This window comes from Wolbachia endosymbiont of Tettigetta isshikii (genome assembly GCF_041154185.1).
Lineage (GTDB): Bacteria > Pseudomonadota > Alphaproteobacteria > Rickettsiales > Anaplasmataceae > Wolbachia.
Genome location: NZ_JBFTEN010000001.1, coordinates 14,995 through 34,169 on the forward strand (window position 1 = coordinate 14,995; position 19,175 = coordinate 34,169).

The following is a 19,175-nucleotide window of genomic DNA, read 5'->3' on the forward strand; positions in this document are numbered from 1 at the left end:
TATCTATCTTATAATATTGGCGTTTTTTTTGATGTCTTAAACGACTTACAAGCGCGTTTCAGCTTGAAAACCCAAAGTTTTAAGACAATGCAGTGCATATAATGCGAAAAATCAAACATAAGATGCCAAAAAAAGAGTGTAAAGAATCTAGCTATAAGGCGGGAAATGCCAATTCTTAGGTGATAATGTAAATACTTCAACACCGTCTTTTGTTACCCCAAGCGTATGCTCAAACTGCGCAGAAAGTGAAAGGTCACGTGTTGTTACTGTCCAGCCATCTAGCTTGCTGAGCAGAGTTTCATGTTTTCCAGCGTTAATCATTGGTTCTATTGTAAAAAACATGCCTTTCTTTAAGACAAGAGTTTCATCTTTATCATAAAAATGCACTACATTTGGCGGAGCGTGAAAGACTTTTCCTATACCATGTCCACAATAGTTACGTACGATAGAATAGCCAAAATCTTCAATATATTTCTCTATAGCAAGCCCAATTTCATTTAATTTATTACCAGGTTTAACTTGTTTTATCGCATTCATCAATGCGCCATAAGTAGCATCACATAAGCGTTTTGCTTTTATTGATGGCTTACCAGTCCAAAACATACGACTCGTGTCGCCATGCCAGCCATTTAAAATTACCGTGACATCGATATTTACAATATCTCCATCCTTAAGCGGCTTATCATCAGGAATGCCGTGACACACAACAGCATTTTTTGAAGTGCAAATCGATTTGGGGTACCCTCTATAGTTCAATGGTGCTGGAATTGCGCCTGCTTTGATTATAAAGTCATGACATAAATCATTTAACTCATTAGTTGTTACTCCTACTTCTACATGTGGTGCAATAAAATCGAGAGTTTCAGCTGCTAACCGGCCAGCTTTACGCATAAACTCAGAGTCTTCCTGTGAATGTATAGTTATGCCCATATTTTCCGTATATTATTGTAATTATCATACACATTTTTGTGCAGAATTAATAACTTTGTTTATAGCCTGCCATGTCATCAAAGTAGTCCCCATAGGTTCTAGCGTCAAGCGTATAACTGCACAAGCATTATGATTTGACCAGCCTTCATCCAATAGAAACAAAAAACTACTTGACAACCTTTGCCGATACCCTTACCACAGTATTGGAGCTATTCATTTAGCTTCAATCTGTGCAGATTAAACGACGAAAGTACCACGGTTGGTGTCTTATGTTTAATTTTTTGCACTATGTGCGCCTCATGTCTTTATTAATTTCACCTAGACTTCTAGGTTTTTCCCTATACAAGCTGAAACGCGCTTATAAGTCGTTTAAGACAGTATAGTACGCCAATTTGCAGAATTAGGGAGTGAGCAACTTCTACCACGGGATTTCTTTTGTCTTTTTTTTTGCTTGGTAAATTTCTTAAATATTTATAGCTAGTTGCAATTTATGAACGAACATTTGTTTTTACAACAAGTGGTGTCATTCCAGCGCGTGACGATAAAATTCTGGAATTTTATCAAGCAGGTAAGCATATTTTATGGAAAACTGGATTCCAGACACAGGATTTGGTATTACCTGAGAGCTTCTCGAGTTGCAAAAACATTTTAAAGTCTGAAAGAATGATGTGGAAATTTTTGGATGATCTAGAAAACACTCCGCTACCATGCTGAGCGGCAGATACGGCATTATGTTGTGTATCGCAAAAACTCATATTTTACACAATCGGAGCGAGGAAATACACTCCTCGAGCGAATAATTTCGTTATACTTAATATGGAAGCAAAAAGATTTGAATCCTTTTCCGCAGCTTCTTATCTATCGTTTCTTAAACCGCTTTTATGGATACCTGTAACACTATCAACATTTAAACTAGATCTTGCCTTATTCTCATCAGTTAATTTATCAGAGTTAATGTACTCAAGATTTTCTATTGTATCTATTACATTCTGTTCACTACAATTCAAGCTATACAGTCTTCTCATTAAAGGTATTGTAATTTTCTGAATAAAATTAGAAATTATTTGGTTACTGTTGTCATTTGACTTATCCCAAGCATCGAGGATTTCTTGATGATTCTTCTTTTTTTTTAGCTCTTTCTTAATAAACTCACATGCCTAATTTTCCGCATTCATTCCAATTCTATCTTCCATAAAGTATTCCACCCTAATACCAGGATGTATTCCTTCTAATGACTTTAGCATTGCACCAATAATGCCGGTAAAGCAGGTTTCAGGAACAACTGTTCCTTTAGCATAGTTCATGGCATACATTAAAGACCTTACCAACTCTTTCCTTTTTGCTGTAATTGATTCATCATCTCCACTATTACAGGCCTTTAGAACCAAATATAAAATTTGCCACCCTGTGAGTCCAGAAACACGAACTTGTTTATCATCATTGCACCATTCTCTAAGAAAACTAATCAAATCTCTTTTATTATTGTTTCCAAACTCTTTTTCCCCTTCTACGAACTTAACGAACTCAACAAATTCATCATTACGTATAACACCATTGGGTTCTGGTATCTTCTCGCCATATTCACCTTTGAGTGTATTAATACTGTCAACAATGCTATTGTTTGCCATATGAGGCATCATATGTTCTTTCATAGCACTCATCATATTCTTTGTGCCAATTAGATTCTCATATAAACCATTGGAAAGTAGCTTTAATGAAGCTTTAAGTAAGGCTATGGGGTTAAGCTTTGCTGGTCTTGTTTCAGGCTGTAATAGGATTATTCCAATTGTCAGTGGTATCGGTGCTAATAGCCAAGATAATATTAAAGGCTTACAAAAAAAATAATAAATTGTTAGCCCCGCAATACATGAGACTAAGATTGACTTGATTATGTTACCTTGACCAAATATTTTCCAATATTCTTTTTTACTTATCTTCTCCCCACCTTTTATTTTTTTATATCCAAGAAATGTTTTGATTTCTGTGTCATATAGAGCAGATACCAAGCTGACTGCTATCGAGGTAGGAATGGTTGCTATAGCTAATGCATAATAAAAAGATAAATAGAGAGCAGTTCTAACTTTACTGGAACCAATATGAGGAAATTGTGCTTGAGAAAAACCTAAAATAACCTACTCCTTCATACTACCAAATTTTCATAATAATATTATATAATGGTTTTAAATTTCAATGTTTAAGTATCTTATCATCCGCACACTCATCATATTCAATTTCAACTGTAGAGTGTGCTATTTCAAACTTATCCAGCAATATTTTTTTTATTCCATACAAAATATCAGTGTGTTGCACGCTTCGCTTAATTTTAGCGTGCATAGTTATTATGAAATAATTATCAGACAGTGACCATGCATGTATATGGTGCACATCTATCACTTCAGGTAGTTCAGATACAATCTCACTTTTTATTTCCTCAGCAGAGATACCTTCAGGTGTACCTTCAAGGAGTATATGGCAGGAATTCTTGAGAATTTTATAGCCGCTATTTAGAATTATTACGCTAACAAATACTGATAATATTGGATCTACTATTTGCCACCCAGTAAACATGATAATTATGGATGCAAGTATAGCAGCTACAGAACCTAAAATGTCTCCTATAACGTGCAGTACGGCGCTTTTTATGTTTATGTTGCTTTCGCATTTACTGTGTAATACAAAAAAGACTACAATATTAGCAATCAGACCAAGTGTGGCAATCATTAACATTATTTGCCACTCAACATTGACTGGGAAAATAAATCTCTTTATTGACTCAATTATGATGATTACTGCAATGAGAAATGGAGTTAAACCATTGACAAATGCTGCGATTATCTGCAATCGATGGTACCCGTATGATCTTTGCAGGTCAGATTTCTTAGCTGAAAACCTGTGCGCCACCCAACTTAAGACTAAGGCAAAGAGGTCAGTGAGCATATGTCCTGCATCTGATAGCAGAGCAAGCGAATGTGAAATTGTTCCACCCACTGTCTGCATGAGCATTGTTATCGCGACTATTATTATGGAATAGATTAAGCGTTTGGACTCCGTTGCTGAGTGTTTACCATTGTGTACCACTGCCATATAAAATCTTTTCATGAACAAAAATGGGTAACACTGGACTCGAACCAGCGACCGCTTGCACGTCAAGCAAGTGCTCTACCAACTGAGCTAATTACCCATTGTGGCTTTAGTATAGTGCTTCAACAGGATGAAAGTCAATTTGCTTTTAAACTATTGATTTTTCGCGTAGCTTTTGGCAGCGCACTAGGCGTATCATCCAGGAGCAAAAAACTACTTGATAAGTTCCTCCAAACCCATTATCAGGACAGTAAGGGTATTTCTGACTCAAAACTTGTTTTTTGATCTGCGGGCTCAATGACAAAATTCAGTAAAAACTCAGGATATTTTCTGGCGGATTGTATCAAATTATAGCGGCTGCATGTCTTTTTCATTTTTTCTACATTCAGCCAAATCGCACTTAAACTAAGCGTCAGTAAATTATTATAGCGCCAATTTAAAGTATTATAGAGTCAAAACTTGCCACTCGGGATTTCTTTGCCTTTTTTTTGCTTGGTAAATTCCTTAAATATTTATTACTAAAATAGTATCCTAGATCCCAGTATCAAGTACTTGGATGACAAGAAAAGGAGACGCTGGAATGACACACCATTGTTGACTGGTAAAATGGTATCTTAATTTTGTCCTATTGCCATTGGCATTAGGAAGAAAGTTGTAGACACAAAATCAGTCGACTACTTTTTTTTGATTGTATCTATTGCTCGACCAATTTCATCTTGTAAATCATCACAGTCATTTTTTTCATCATGATTTAGCCCTTCAATTCTGCTTTCTAGCTCTAGCTTAATTATAGTGTTGATTTTATCTATGTTATCGAGAAAGCTTTTACATTCTTCATCACTATATTCCTCACCAGATGCCTTTCTTTCGATAAACAGGTCTTTAAACCCTGCTAGATCGGAATTCTGATCGGTATTCAGTACAACATTTCTCTCTATGAAGCTAAGATCCGATAGTAATAAACTAACCTCGAGTAGATCTTCACTTTTAATGTTTGCAAGATTATCAAGGTTGTCTAAAATATTAAACATCTTGAGTTCTTCCTGAGCAATTTCTTGATCTTCCTTGTCAAATTCAGACAACAATTCTCTATCATCCACGAATTTCTCACTAAGAGCTTTATTGAGCTTTGAAAGATTAATATCATCTTGCTTAGTGTTATCCAGCAACAAGTCTACTCTTGCCCTACGCGCATTTAAAATGTCGTCGTAGTCACTTAGCTTGATGTTACCGTCTTTGTCCTGGTGCAGTTTATAATAATCAAGACCTTTGAAGTTTTTTTTACTGATCTTCATTGCTACCCTCTTCCTTCTCACCCGGTACACTTCTTTTTACTGATCCTTTTGATGAATTTTTCAAAAACTCATCTGATTTCTTCGAATTTGGCTCACTAGGCTCTAGTGATTTATCCGGACACGGCGCACTTGATTGACTACTATCACCTTCATCCTTGTATCTCTCTGGCTTTCTTTTGCGCCCTATGGTGTAATCATGAAGTTTGTCCAAGAATTCTCGCCTATGCGATTTTGCTCTATAGAGTAAGTTATGGTTATAGCTATGCTTTCCTATAGAATCAACACCATGTTCCCAGGTAAATTTCATAGCATCTTCTATTGTATAACCCAAGTGTGATCCCACGCATCCTTTGTAATAATCTAAATACCTACCAATTCTTTTGTGTGTAATATCTTCCTTGTCAACTCCAAACGCCTTGTAAATTTTTTCCTCAAGTTTATCGACGTCATTTTCAGGCGATGTTGCAAATTTTGTTGCTTCGATAGTAGCACCTACAAACTTACGTGGCACATCAATGGCGTATTTCAACACACCTCCAACTCGTGGTATCCTGCCCAGTAGATTAGCCGTACCTCCGGCTAATCTATCCGGTAAATGAGTAGCCCAACTGCCTAAAGACTCTAGTCTTCCGCCAACTGTATCTTGCACTCCTGATTTGCCAGAATATAAGAGTTGACTTACAAGAGATGCATTTGGGTCGCCACGTGCAGTAGCGCTTGGAGAATGCTTAGAATACATACTAGATATGTTGTAAACACTGTAGCCGCCACCGGCAATACTTGAGCCCATTTGTTGTACGAACTCACGTAAGGAGAACATTAAGAATGAAAGTAAGAACAATATAAAGATTTCCCCTGCATTGATTAAATAACCTCTCTGTATATCTTGTACCCTTTGATAGTCGCTATTTTCTTGATATTTCTTTTTATTTACATCATGAAAATTCTTTAATTCGCAGCTTACACTTCGCTTAATTATATTCTGCACTAAAACCCTTATTTTATTTATTATTTCCCTGTAACTGCTGCACTTGTTTATATCTTGGCAGTGGTGCTCTACTATTTTATTAATATCATCACCACCTATCTTATTATTTATACTATCTATCAACGATAAGATATCAGCCTTTTCTGATGCATGGGATAAACTGTTTGTTAAGCGTACTAGATCTTTTTCACTACAGTTCTTATCAACCACTATGTCACTTTCTGCTATGTAATGGTCTGCTGGATTCTGCTCAGTACCAGGAACTGGGTTAAAGAAGGGATAGTCTATATAACGGAAGCCTTTTCCAATGTAATCCGGTGGAAGAAGGATATACCCAGCACCACCAGTAAATTTTATTGTGCCATCTTCTCTGCTTAGTTTTTCTATGCCTTCTATGCTTTTGTCTACGTTCAATGGGGAAGCCTCTTCGATAGTGTAAGGTACAAAAATTTGTCCTGGAGTCCAACCAAAGTACTGTTTATCAATGATACAAAAACCGCCAAACATCCATTTTGGAGCACACAATCTTACCTCAAGCCATTTATTGTAGCATACAGTGAAACCTAGCTGTCTATAGAAGGTATTCATTATAATTGCAGCCAACAATGACAGCAGGGCAAATATCATAATCGATTGTAAACAGAAACTAATACAGAATTTTATCCAACCTTCAAATAGATTTTTCAGCTGTGAAAATAAGATAGAAATTAGAAACAGTGGCATTATGGCTATAAGAAAAGCTATACCCACGAAGCCGGAAAGGAATATTATGTAAGCATATACACATAGCAGGAAATATAAAACGATCCCTATGAGAATTGCCGGTATCATAAGTATGCTTGCCCACATTTGGTAATGCAAAAGCGCTGCAAACTTTTTCCAAACAGAGTAAGCAAAAAACTTATTGAACATGTCCTCCATAAAACTGAACAATTTAACGCGGGCTTCTCCACCGGCTTCGGCAGGGTTCCAATTAGCATCTGTATTCGTATTAGGAGCAAAGCTAGTAATTACATTTATCATATATTCAAGTCCTTCAACAAACAAAGTAAGGAAATGATCGTAGAAAAACTTAAAACTTCCGGGAGATATAAGCACTATTACTAGAGTGATTTTCATCATCTTGATGAGCATATCATGCTTAGTCTCTCGTATCATACCAAAAAGGTAAAGGAGCGATGAAATCATTATAAATAGGACAAGCAAGGAAAGAACAAAATTATGAAAACTTGTACTATTTTCAGCTATATTCTGAAACATAGCCTGTGCGGCTGCAGGGTCATTACTGTCAAAATACTTTTTGCAATTTTTATTGATCAATAATACACACTTTAGGTAGTGATAAACGTAATCAAAAAATCCAAAACTACTTGGTTTCTGCACTCCGCTCAAAAATTCAAAAGAGTAGCCGCCTACATTATCTAAGTAATATCTGTCTAATATTTTTACATATATTTTCCATCCTTTTTCCAATTCTAGCATATCGCAATTTCTGCCCTTTAATTTAGTTCTATCTCCTCTCTTTAAAGTAAAAAGTCCGCTTCCATCTTCTGCTACGGAATTGTAACCCAAATGTATAGTGGGAGATTCGGGATTGCGCATAGATTTCAGACTTTCGTTAGGGTTGTTATCACCCGGCCTTTTAAACAGAAAGTAAGCACCATGACCGTTGGTAAACCAACATGGAGCGCCACGTGATACTATGCTTTTGCAATCATCCTCATTAATGCGCTTACAATTTACAGTACAACTTGTACTAGAACTACTTGAAAATTTTTGCATACTAGATTTATAATCATTGCAAACCAAGTGAAAGTCAGGCAAGCTATTATCGCCTTGTTGGCCTTCGAATTTGGTTGCATATTTCAGCTGCTCCAAGCTTTGCAAGTTGTAACTGCCTTTAGATTCTTTCTTATTATTATTACTCCAAGATGTCCATGCACCATTAACTCGTACTATTAAGTCGTCTCCATTGGTCTCGAGTCCGGTATCCTTCCACTTCACCACTTGATTAGGGTGAAAACCATAATTGATTTCGCCGGTCTCAGGATCAATAGGTTCTCCACTTTCACCTTCTGGAAAAAACGCATCATGACCAATTGGAAAATGAGCACCAACTGTAATAGGTTCAGGACCAAAATAGTCAGCAGATATGCATCTTGGAAAAGGCATATCGTTTTTATCACAACCTGTTATCAGCGTATAAGCTGCAAGAAGTAGTAACCTAAACCAAAATGTGCCTAAGCGTAACTGCATATCTAAATTTTTTCCAAATATAGAAATAAAATTTTACTTAAAATATCTTTTTAATTAGTTACTCTATGATATCACTTATGTATTATCATCCTCCTTTTTTCTTTCTTTATTTTCAGCTTTATTACTAGGATCATTTCTTCTTATTTTATCAGAACCTTCTTGTTGCTCTGATTGTTTTGGTGTTTCAGGGTTAGAGCTTACAGAATTTTTCTTCATTTTTTTATCAGAATCTCCTTGTTTATCTGGCAACTTGGCCTCAATTTGTGTTCGATTTTTACCCATTTGCTGCTTGATTCCCTGTATCATATGCTGAGTCTTATCATCAAGTCCAATAGTTGACAGAATAGCTTGTGATGCGCTCCCAGCAACCGTGCCAACACTTTGAGCAACTCCAAAGCCAGAGCCGAATAGTGCTTGTGCCATCATCTCTGATACAGAAACAAAAACTTCCATTGCGCTAGCAATAATGAGGTATATAATTGCCTGAATTAGGTCTATAGGTAATGCCGCAAAGTGCCCGCCAGTTTTCGTTCCATCACTTAATGCAACATCAACACTAGTGCCAGGACTATATCCAAGAGGCAGTATAGATTTCATAAGACAGAAATCATAGGACAAGAAATTTATACTAATTAAACATTGATAGCATGCAGAGAAATTTGTGAGGTTGTACAAAACTGAATACATCAGTTGATTTAAAATGGATAAAGATGAAAATAAAATTATCGGCTGTACTGCAACATGAGCAAGTGTCTTTATCCAGTTATCAAACAGGGACTTAGTCTGTTGAAATAAGATAAACACGATAAATAAAGGTGTTAATGACAGCAAAAACGCCACTAGGACAGTAGATATCACATATCTTAATGTAGCGCTAATAATACATTTTAAGAACATAAAACTAGCATGGAGTATTATCAAAAAAGCGATAAAACCAAAAGGACCAGCGAATATCAACGATAAAAACTTCAACCATGTTTCTCCTGTGAGTAATATTCCTGCTGTTAAATCTAAGAACGCAAATCTTTTATCTACTTTATCTCCTTCTCCTATATAACCAGAGAAACTATCTACTAAATAAGTGCTACTGTCCATAAAAAGTTTGGATAAAGTTGTGCCAAAGAGTTCCCAGCTCTTATCGCTAAAGGCAAAAGCTATAAATGCTATCTTCATCATCCTTACAATAAAGTCAAATTGACTTAGCTGTATTGTTCCAAGCATATAGCCAATGACAGTAAATATAATGTATAAAGTAAGTAAAGCTCTTATCCCTTGAAGAAGGCCTTCAGCATACCCTTTGTATAAATCTTTGACGCTATCTCCAATTACTTCTCTTTTTATAAAGTCAAATACCTTTTTTACATTTGATGAAATGAAATCGTTAATCTTTCTTTTGACAAATAAGGTTATATTATACTCATTATTTTTATAATATTTGCCTTTTTCGTCTGTAATATCTTCTTTTTCTACGTTACTTACATCGATACCGAAATATATCTTCTTAGATTCTTCATCCTGAAAATGTTCTCCGCTTACTATATCTAATATAGTATACTTATCTTTTCCGTTTCTTACTCCTACTACTTTGAAATCATTAGTTCCCACGCCACTCAAATCTTTAGGTGGCTCATTACCTAAATACATATACAGTTTTTGGCCATTAACGTATTCACATGATCTGGTTACTTCAACATGGTACCCGCCCCTATCAGCTCCATAGAAACCATAGTCTGCAATAGCGAGCATTACATCACTACCATGCGGTACATCTCCGTTTACATCATAATTATAATTCAACCTTAAAGAAAAATCTTCAAAATTATTGATGGTTTTTGAACACTTAAATACATAATCATACCCTTCTCGCTTATCATTTTCACCTGCACCCTTTTCTCTTGGGAGACATTGAGCAACCCTAGCGCCACCATTCTCCCTATCAAACCTACGATTCTTTGTAGGGTCAAAATTACCAATTTTCGCAACAAGAGCTTCAGCCCAGAAGATATTTTCGATGTCTTCTTTGCTGTTTGACGTAAAACCAGGGCTACCTTTACTTTCTTTAATTTCCTTAAGCTTGCCTTCAACCTCTTTAAGGTGAGAATACATGTTGCATGTATTGTTGTTAGCATCGTATTTTTTGTATCTTATAGAGGAGACACAATTTCGGTTTCCTTTTTTACGCAAACCCTCATTGAATATACCTTCTTTGGTGTAACATATGTTCTGGTAGTAACAATTAAGCTCATAAGAGCCATACTTTTTTATCTCGTTAAGATTACAGTTTTTTCCGTCGCATAATTCATTCAACCCTACTTTTGCTTGTCGCAAATCTAACAGCGCGCCATTTACCCATGGTTCGTCGTCCTTAATGAAATATTTATTAAAATGCACTTTGTTATCATATGGAGTGTAGCCGTTACCAACTAACACTTTTCTTTTTTCTATGTCCTCTTTATTGAGATTAGGAAATTTTACTGCAGTCCTTTTGCCATTGTTTCCACAAAAGAACGTTCCTCCATTGAGCATTTCTTTTATTGTAACTCTTTCTTTGTCATCTTCTTTTTCAGTTCTATAACAATTGTCATCAAAGCTGATTTTTTCTCCTGGGTTGTCATAATCAATTATTATCTCTCTAGGAACCAAGTTAAAGCTTAACTTATCACCAGGATTTACTTTAATTCCAGTGTCTACATAACGTCTATCGCTACCAAATCCTTTACCACCACACAGTTCGTTTTCACTTACGCCTTTTTCGTCAACGCCGTAATTATTAGGCACATCGTTAATATTTGCGGCTTTACTATAATTTGGAATTGAATTATCAGCACAAAATACGGCAGGAACAAGTACTTTTCTTGGATTCTTGTCTTTTCTATGGGGGCAAAAATTTACTGATCCGCCAAGGGTAAATTTGATTTTTTCATTCTTACTAATTACTTGACCAGAATCAACCCAATGAATTTTAACTCCTTCATTATCTTTACGAACTGGAACATTCACGTTAACACTAGTATTTCTGCTTTGCAGTCCAGGCTCAACACAATCGATGTTACAGCCAGTGATTGCAAGGTACAGTATCAATAATAGTGATCTTCTATTTATCATGGTGCGCCTTCTGACCCTCCTGGCCCCCTAGACGGTTGAGTCCTTGGTAATTCAAGTCTTTTGCTTGGTGCACCTGACGGTTGAACACCTCCTCCTCCAGCCTGTCTTCTGTGGACGCTTTGCTCATCTAATCCTACTAGTCCCATTAGGCTCTGTTGATATTGTTTTCCAGGTTCTTCGTGCACATAAGCACCAAACAACGAGTCAGATATTTTCGAAGAAGCTTCGACTAAAGCTTTCATAGCATGACCTAAGATAACAAAAGCGATCATAGCAGCGATATTAGGTGTATGCTTAGAAGCATATCCATAGAAGATGCAAAATTCAAAAATCTTTAGGTTAACATTAAGTATACATGTAGTGCAAACCTCAAAATCAAACACTGAATATATGATGTAATCCATAGCTTGGCTTATCAGCGATATAAAAATTAAAAGCACCACTGGATGAATCGCAAATCTCGCCAAGTTTTTGACCCAATTGTGAAACATCTGTCTAGTGTATGTAAACAGAAGGCAGATAATAAAGATAGGTGTTAGAGAAAGCAATAGCATAACTATTGCTATAGATGTAACAAAAGAAAATAAGGCGTTAAAAATAGATAATACCACTATTATTAAGCCCCAAATCACTAAGCAAAAAGATACAATGCCTAGAGGGCCAGAAAATATAAGAGATATTATTAACAACACTGAATGTGATGATAAAAATCTATTCAACGGCAAATCAAGAAACTCAAAAACATTTGATGTCGTGCCCCTAAAATTTGCTATTTCTATCAACTGTTTTGGAGTGTTGATAAAGATAGAAAAAGCATTGTTATAAAAAAAATCCCAACTATTATCTCGCAGAAGTTGGGTAATAACTCCTATCTTTACACATATAATTAAAAACTCATATATAGAAACATGAGTTAAGCCAAAAAAGTAATAAAGAGTATACAATACTATATACAATACTAACAGCGATACTATCGTGGATCTAATAGTCTTCGTTCTATTTGATGCTACAAAACTTTGATAGAGAGACTTTACAGGGTTAGACTCAGAGTGGACCGCATTTGGATCTTTGTAGCTAGAACTGAAAAATGCAGTTTTTACTTTTTCATCAAAAAAATTATATATTACACTAAAAGTTCTTGTAGATGGTTCTTTGGTCGTTAGGTTAATGCTGAACTGACCTTCGTTTTCCTTATAATCGCAACCATGGTCTCTTACCCCGTAATATATGGTGCCGCTTTTGTCTTTTAGCTTGTCTTTTAAGCCTTCCATGTACTCAGTATCATGAACTCTGTTAATATTAACAGGTATATCTCCCTGGGTTTCGTCAGGGTCATGTTCAGGGAATGTGTCAGACACACCTATGTACAAGTCATCTTTCGGACTAGGTATTCTTGTTACTCTTATGTTGTAGCCACCCTTGCCATTGCTATCCCCTAACCAGAAAGTTAATTTTGGTACTGGATGATCTTTTTTTATCTCGTGGTTATAATTAGTATATGTACCACCATTTTGCGAATATTCAAAACTTTCATCATCCATATAAATTCTTAAGTGCGGGACATCAGTTTTGACTTTTGCATTCTTTAAAACATCACCAATAATCTCAGCATCTGCGAATTTACCACCAGAATTATTTAAAGCGCTAGTAATAGAATTAAACAATTCGTGTTCTGTAGTATTATATTCAACATAAGCGTAACTCTCTTCTTCTTTGTTAGGATTGTAAAGCTTATATATACGCCCACAGGCAAGATTCAGAATGTACGTATCTACTTCGCTTACCTGGCCGTCTGAAAGCTCGCTGCAATCTATATTTTTTCCTTGTTGTTTTATAGAGTTGATGATCTCTTTAATTTTCTCTTCATCTTGATCTGACTCTGAAGAATCGAGACTCCGATACCCTTTCCCATTCAACCACTTTAACTTTTCTGGGTCGCCTACAATGTATTTATTAGGGCATATTGTGTACTTGTATTCTCCATTTTGCCATATTGCCTGACATTCATTGTGATTTAAAACATGTGCAAAATACTCCGTCTCTCCTTCACCGCAAATCTCGTCAATTTTTTTATAGGTGACCGTGCCATTATCGTTTTTACACATTTTACTCCCAATGACACTAAAGCTTATTAAATCACCAACTTTAAGTGCGAATGGTAATGTAACAGCAACAGGATCTTTCCAGGGTTGAGCTGCAAAATCTTCATACCGCTTAGGACAAAAATTAACCTTGCTGGGCACTATGCTAATCTCTGTTACTTTTATACTATCTGAGATATGGACACCAGAATCAACCCACTTCTGCTCTGTTGACACTACATCTAATTTCTCGCGCAAGCCTGATAAATCTTCTGGTTTAATACAGTGATACTCACAACCGGATAACAAAAGGAGTACCACTATTAACAAAAACTTACGCATAACCTACCAAAGTTTTGGCTACTTGAACTTTTAAGCACCTGTTATCCATTTTGACCAGCACCACCAGAATTACCTCCTTCACTTCCAGCGGCTTTAATAGCTTCACTAGTGGCCTCTTTAAGAGCCCCTCCAGTAGCGTCAGCAGCTCCAGCACCTGCAGCTTTAGTGGATGGTCCGCCTTTATCATCAGCATTTCCAGACGCGGAAGCTCCCACGTCACCCCTTACCTGCTTACCTTCTTTAGCAGCTCCAGCAGCATCTCCAGAGCTGGCTTTACCAACAGCCACAGCGATAGCTTTAGCCGCAGAGAAAGCTTTAGACATCATTTTTCCAGGTGTAGCACCAGAACCAAGTTTTGCCCTGTAATTACCAGAAAGTTCTGCAGCCATTTCAGGAAGAATATTTAAAAAGTGATAGAATAAGAATAATATTAGAGCTAGTTTTAATAATTCTCCGATGAGAGAGCTGCCAAACTCCATGTATGTAAAATCGAATAGACCGAGTAAGCTGCTTTTTTTAAAGCTATAATTTTGCATCATACATGCAAGAGTATCTTCATTTTTATCACATTCGCCGCTTTTCAGTTTAAACCACTGTTTTTTATTTCCTAATATTTTAATCTCTTCTTTTTCAAAGCTTAATTTGTTAAAGTAGATTTTATCACATGCTATGAACATAAAGGACAAAAACGCAAAAAGCATAACAGGGTATAGGCTATAGGTGATCAACTCTTTTACCCACCCATCAAAGTATCCTCTAGTATGTTGAAATAAAACCATAGGGATAAACAAAGGTGATAAGATGATAATTACACTTAGGGCAACTAAAGATAAGATAAATACGTAGCACATCCACAAAATAACCATCATCATCATAACGGCCATGAATATACAGGCAAGAGCTACTAAGATCTGCCCACCGGCGAAAATGATACCGATTATGGAGCCTGCTACTAACAAAACAGGAGCAGCACCTAGTAAAACAGCCAATATTCCTACACTTCCAGTACCAATTTTGCCACCAATTCCATCTAAAGGCGCTCCTAGGTAAAATAGAATTCTACAATCAAGCCTGTCCCAAGGTGCAAGATAACTGTAAGATACCTTTTTTCCTGTATGAAGAGTATATTCATAATCTGTACCTGCATTATAATTACATATACCTTTACTTTCAGATGAAGCTTTGAGCACTATTTCTGACAAACCATTTGAAAGTTTTGTTAACTCTCCATAATAATGAGACATGGTATCGCCTGTTGTGAAGTAAATCACTAAGGCAAATTTGATGATCAACATGTACATTTCTTGAGGACCGCGAACACCACCAGACATGGCTTTTATAGAAAATAGTATCAAAGCTAAAACTAAAACGGCAGTTACGGTGTTTTTCAGCTTTTTCTGTGCTACAGATAAAAAACTACCCTTCTTATTTCCACTCTCGTATTTCAGTAGATTACCGCTTGAATCACGACCAGCGACTAAATTATCTAAGGATTCCTTAATGCATTGCACTATCATAGAAGTTATAGGAACAGGGGCTAGTGACTTACTCCCTGCCTGATTATAGCAAGCCTCAGAGACATACTGGCTAAAACAACTGGCATTATTATAACCTGCAAAAATTTTTCCTTCTTTTTCCTTTTCCCTTATAATAGTTCTGTAATCTTTATCTTTATTTCCATGGTCGTTAAGATCAACCTTATATTCGCCTGTACCATCTTTATTTTTGAATATCATCACAGATTTTTCACACATAGGAGCAATTGGGTCAGGTGGCAATTCTGTGCATCCCATATCAACCCCTTGTGGCCAAGGAGTCATTTTAATACCAAGTGTACTAACACTTTCTAACTCCACACACAACCTGCCCATTTTTTTTACTGCCTTGAATGTTGACCCATCTATGGTTTCGCGTTGTCCAGCTTTCAAAACTTTACACTCCAGATCACCATCAACCTTCGGAGACCACCCTTCCTTTCCATAGTTAAGCTCTTTCTCTCTTACATCGAAGTCTTTTTCTATTTCTTCATATGATTGAAATAACTTGCCAAATGTTAAAGGATTTCGATGACATATTTCTATATACTCGCTATATTGCGCACCATTTTTTGGCCAGTAATAGTTTTCTCTATTGACATTAACAACGTTCCAATCAGTAAAGTTTAAAATCTCTTTTTCTGTCTGTTTTCCATCTTTTCCTGATTTTTCTTGTAGTGCAGAAAAATATTCATCCTCAGTTTGATAATTTTTATCCGTGTAATCACTATAACTTGTGTTTTCTAGTTTGAAGTTTTTATATTTTCCATCATGATCGCGTGCAACTGGATGCCTAACAAAACTATGTTGACAAACAACAAGCCCTCCTATAGCTTTCCAGACCCCAACAACTGCGGCTATCATTCCAACGAAGACAAGAATGGTAAATAAACCAGCAGAAGAAACGATCAAAACAATGCCAGTAAATATTGCGCCAACAGCAATCGCTATTCCGGCAAGTGCTGCAGCCGTCTTAAACGCTCCACAATCGGGATTGGAGGCACGACTGAAACTGCCAGCAGAATTAAACCTACTAACGAATTCCGTCTTTTCAGTACCACTTACCTCATCTGCAAACACTGGATATGAGAGTAAAAAATCGATATTTAATAAAAATATCGCAATTAATAGCAATGACAGCTTAGTCTTAAACATTTTTTACCTTCTGATAGAATATAGGCAACCATACTTTTGGGTCGTCTCCGACCTCTTTTAGTATATCATGTAACAATAGAACGCTTTCTGCACGTCCGGATAACACGTTGACTATATCATCTAAGCCTTTTAAGTCTATTCTAGCAACAACGGCATTGACTCCTTGCTTTACCAAAAAAAATCTAGTGCTTGGATCTGTGTGTTTAATTAGTATGTACTCACGTTCAGTTAACATAAAAACATCCCGATAGACACTAGTGGCTTTCAGATTTGGCAAAAAAATCTGTGTTGCTGTTTGCTGTACAAGCGTATCACTAATAGCACTTTTACTTGCATCTTCAACACTCTGAGTAGCGAAAATTACAAAAGCATTTAATTTCCTCAGCACTTTCAACCAGTCTTTTATCTTGGGTGCAAAAACTGGATTATCTATTAACGCCCATGCCTCATCAAGAACAATAATAGATGGAGTGCCATCAAGAGATATACTAATCCTATGAAACAAATAAATCAAGACCGGCCCAATAGCAACGGGATCTTTGAGCAAGTTAGCCATTTCAAAGCCAAATACCCTTGCTTTTGAAAAATCTAACAAGTCTTCTTTATTGTCAAATACTGCAGCATGAGAACCATCACCATGCCACATAGATATTGCTCCAGCTAGAGTATCAGGGCCTGCAAGCCCTAAAAATGGTACGAGATTTCTTAAAAATCTGTCTTCTTTTCTCAATTTAAAATTTCCTTCAATTGCATCATTAATTCGTGCAATATCCTCTGAAGTGAATTTATCGTTGTATACCGAGATTAAAGATTTTATCCACTCCATTAAAAATGTTCTATTCTCAGGAGTATCGTCAAGTTGTAGGGGATTAAAATTTGTTTTAGTTCTAGGCTCTATTATAGTGTAAATACCACCAAGTGCTCTCAAAAAAATCTCTGCACCACGATCTTTATCAAAAAAGAATATTCTTGGAGAAAATTTCATTGCTTGAGCACATAAGAAATTCATTAAAACAGTCTTACCGGCACCAGTTGGCCCAATTATCATAGTGTGCCCAACATCCCTTATATGAAAGTTGAAGAAAAATGGGGTGCCAGATGTTGTGTCAAAAACTGTAACAGCATCTCCCCAGTGGTTATTGAATTTTTTACCAGTAGGATAATTATGTTGAGATGCAAAACCGGCCAAATTAAGACTACTTATTGTACCTTTTCTTACTATATAATCGAAATTACCAGGAATTTGTGCCCAAAATGCTGGTTCAAGATTAACTCTCTCACGGATAGGGTAAACACCGCAATTAGAAAGCTCTGATTCTACCAACGACAAAACATTATCCAATGATTTAGGGTTTTTCTCTATACATAGGATAGTTAAGTGATGTTCACCAAACGCAATCTTACCACTCATTGCACCATCAAGTGCATGAGAGATCTCTGCTATTTGAGAAATAGCTTTATCTGCAGATTGTATCATCCGATTTTGCTGTATCTGCATTTTTGCAATTGCCATTTGCCTATTTGTAAATTGGAAAGACTGTGTGATGATAAATTCATAAGGAAGTTGTAAAAAAGAATCGAGCATACCTGCAGAAGTATTATTTCCATACTCTTTGATACTAACTATTCCAGCGTATTTATTTTCATTATGAGTCACAACCTGTATCATCTTACGGCCAAAAAATAACCTATGTACCGGTAAGTATCTTGATATTTCAGTTTTTAGCGGAAGGAGTGTGTTTGTAACAAAGCCACAATTTACAATCCTAGATAGAAATTCCATTATTTCACAGAATAGGCCGTTTGAGGTTTCTTTTACTTCAAGGATTTTAGGTGAGTAATTCCTAAAGCTCGTTACCACGCGGTTTGTTGTTTCCTCTAAGTCTTCATAAGTAGCGCGCATATCGCTTTCCCAAGCGTGTTTTGAGGTCACATGTCCGAATTTTTTTAGTAGGTGCGATAAAAATTCTACTCCTTTTGTATCTGCCCTACGAATAATTGTAATGTATAAGTCATTAATAAACGATTGCCTTGTTGCGTGTTTTTCTCTCCATTTTAGATTTACGTGGTTAGCAAAAAAGTTCGGCAAATTCTGACTTGCAAACTCATCGGAAAAAATGTTTTTTTTACGCCTAATGGTGTGAAAATATAAACTAAATGCCGGGGATGAAATGCTTCTTAGCATCTGATTCCTGATCTTGTTTTGTATTACCAAATCTTCATCATCGGCTGTTTCAAATGCGAAGCCATTTAATTTGATAAACTTCACTAACCAATTTTGCTTTGTTATTAAGGTTGTGCTGTTCCAGTAACAAGAGTACGGTATAAACTCTGCAGTGTGAACCTCTCTGCCCAGAATAGATTTATTCTTCGATTGAATAGCTCTAAATCTTAGCATCGCATAATT

At 36.3% G+C, this 19,175-nt stretch carries 10 protein-coding genes, 1 tRNA gene and 1 pseudogene; 1 reads left to right on the forward strand and 11 read right to left on the reverse strand.

Annotated elements, in window-relative coordinates; genetic code table 11:
- Positions 1–147: 147 nt before the first annotated feature.
- Positions 148–930, reverse strand: a complete 783-nt coding sequence (gene map / locus AB6N09_RS00105; RefSeq protein ID WP_411130950.1) for a type I methionyl aminopeptidase — start codon at positions 928–930, stop codon at positions 148–150.
- A gap of 636 nt (positions 931–1,566) precedes the next feature.
- On the opposite strand from map, the pseudogene AB6N09_RS00110 reads away from it, so the two are divergent.
- Positions 1,567–1,825: pseudogene (locus tag AB6N09_RS00110) on the forward strand (IS66 family transposase); the annotation flags it as partial.
- On the opposite strand, the gene AB6N09_RS00115 reads toward AB6N09_RS00110, so the two are convergent.
- The 10 genes from AB6N09_RS00115 to AB6N09_RS00160 form a co-directional block, all read right to left on the reverse strand.
- Positions 1,785–1,955 carry a hypothetical protein gene (locus tag AB6N09_RS00115; RefSeq protein WP_411131040.1) on the reverse strand — a complete coding sequence of 57 codons (171 nt, stop codon included), beginning with the start codon at positions 1,953–1,955 and terminating at the stop codon, positions 1,785–1,787. The pseudogene AB6N09_RS00110 and the gene AB6N09_RS00115 overlap by 41 nt on opposite strands.
- 132 nt (positions 1,956–2,087) lie before the next feature.
- Entirely contained in the window at positions 2,088–2,936 is an 849-nt protein-coding gene (locus AB6N09_RS00120) for a hypothetical protein (RefSeq protein WP_411130951.1), read from the reverse strand.
- Positions 2,937–3,117: 181 nt separating this feature from the next.
- Positions 3,118–4,014, reverse strand: a complete 897-nt coding sequence (locus AB6N09_RS00125; RefSeq protein ID WP_411130952.1) for a cation diffusion facilitator family transporter — start codon at positions 4,012–4,014, stop codon at positions 3,118–3,120.
- Positions 4,015–4,038: 24 nt separating this feature from the next.
- Positions 4,039–4,111: transfer RNA gene (locus AB6N09_RS00130), tRNA-Val, on the reverse strand.
- 574 nt (positions 4,112–4,685) lie between these two features.
- Entirely contained in the window at positions 4,686–5,306 is a 621-nt protein-coding gene (locus AB6N09_RS00135) for a WD_0853 family protein (protein WP_250778772.1), read from the reverse strand.
- Complete coding sequence (locus AB6N09_RS00140; RefSeq protein ID WP_411130953.1) at positions 5,293–8,550, reverse strand: TrbL/VirB6 family protein; 3,258 nt, start codon at positions 8,548–8,550, stop codon at positions 5,293–5,295. Before AB6N09_RS00140 ends, AB6N09_RS00135 begins: the two co-directional genes overlap by 14 nt.
- Positions 8,551–8,625: 75 nt before the next feature.
- A complete protein-coding gene (locus AB6N09_RS00145; protein WP_411130954.1) occupies positions 8,626–11,655 on the reverse strand; it encodes a TrbL/VirB6 family protein in 3,030 nt (1,009 codons plus the stop codon).
- Positions 11,652–14,078, reverse strand: coding sequence for a TrbL/VirB6 family protein (locus AB6N09_RS00150; protein WP_411130955.1), 2,427 nt, complete (start codon positions 14,076–14,078; stop codon positions 11,652–11,654). The genes AB6N09_RS00145 and AB6N09_RS00150 overlap by 4 nt, the downstream gene beginning before the upstream one ends.
- A 41-nt stretch (positions 14,079–14,119) precedes the next feature.
- A complete protein-coding gene (locus AB6N09_RS00155; RefSeq protein WP_411130956.1) occupies positions 14,120–16,768 on the reverse strand; it encodes a TrbL/VirB6 family protein in 2,649 nt (882 codons plus the stop codon).
- The gene (locus tag AB6N09_RS00160; protein WP_411130957.1) at positions 16,761–19,166 is read right to left on the reverse strand and encodes a VirB4 family type IV secretion/conjugal transfer ATPase; all 2,406 of its coding nucleotides are present in this window, start codon (positions 19,164–19,166) and stop codon (positions 16,761–16,763) included. Before AB6N09_RS00160 ends, AB6N09_RS00155 begins: the two co-directional genes overlap by 8 nt.
- Positions 19,167–19,175 lie beyond the last annotated feature (9 nt).

Bases quoted from the DNA above. Each gene is read 5' to 3' on its own strand.
- map (WP_411130950.1), bottom strand. From the start codon at position 930: ATGGGCATAACTATACATTCACAGGAAGACTCTGAGTTTATGCGTAAA.
- AB6N09_RS00115 (WP_411131040.1), bottom strand. From the start codon at position 1,955: ATGAGAAGACTGTATAGCTTGAATTGTAGTGAACAGAATGTAATAGAT.
- AB6N09_RS00125 (WP_411130952.1), bottom strand. From the start codon at position 4,014: ATGGCAGTGGTACACAATGGTAAACACTCAGCAACGGAGTCCAAACGC.
- AB6N09_RS00135 (WP_250778772.1), bottom strand. From the start codon at position 5,306: ATGAAGATCAGTAAAAAAAACTTCAAAGGTCTTGATTATTATAAACTG.
- AB6N09_RS00140 (WP_411130953.1), bottom strand. From the start codon at position 8,550: ATGCAGTTACGCTTAGGCACATTTTGGTTTAGGTTACTACTTCTTGCA.
- AB6N09_RS00145 (WP_411130954.1), bottom strand. From the start codon at position 11,655: ATGATAAATAGAAGATCACTATTATTGATACTGTACCTTGCAATCACT.
- AB6N09_RS00150 (WP_411130955.1), bottom strand. From the start codon at position 14,078: ATGCGTAAGTTTTTGTTAATAGTGGTACTCCTTTTGTTATCCGGTTGT.
- AB6N09_RS00155 (WP_411130956.1), bottom strand. From the start codon at position 16,768: ATGTTTAAGACTAAGCTGTCATTGCTATTAATTGCGATATTTTTATTA.
- AB6N09_RS00160 (WP_411130957.1), bottom strand. From the start codon at position 19,166: ATGCTAAGATTTAGAGCTATTCAATCGAAGAATAAATCTATTCTGGGC.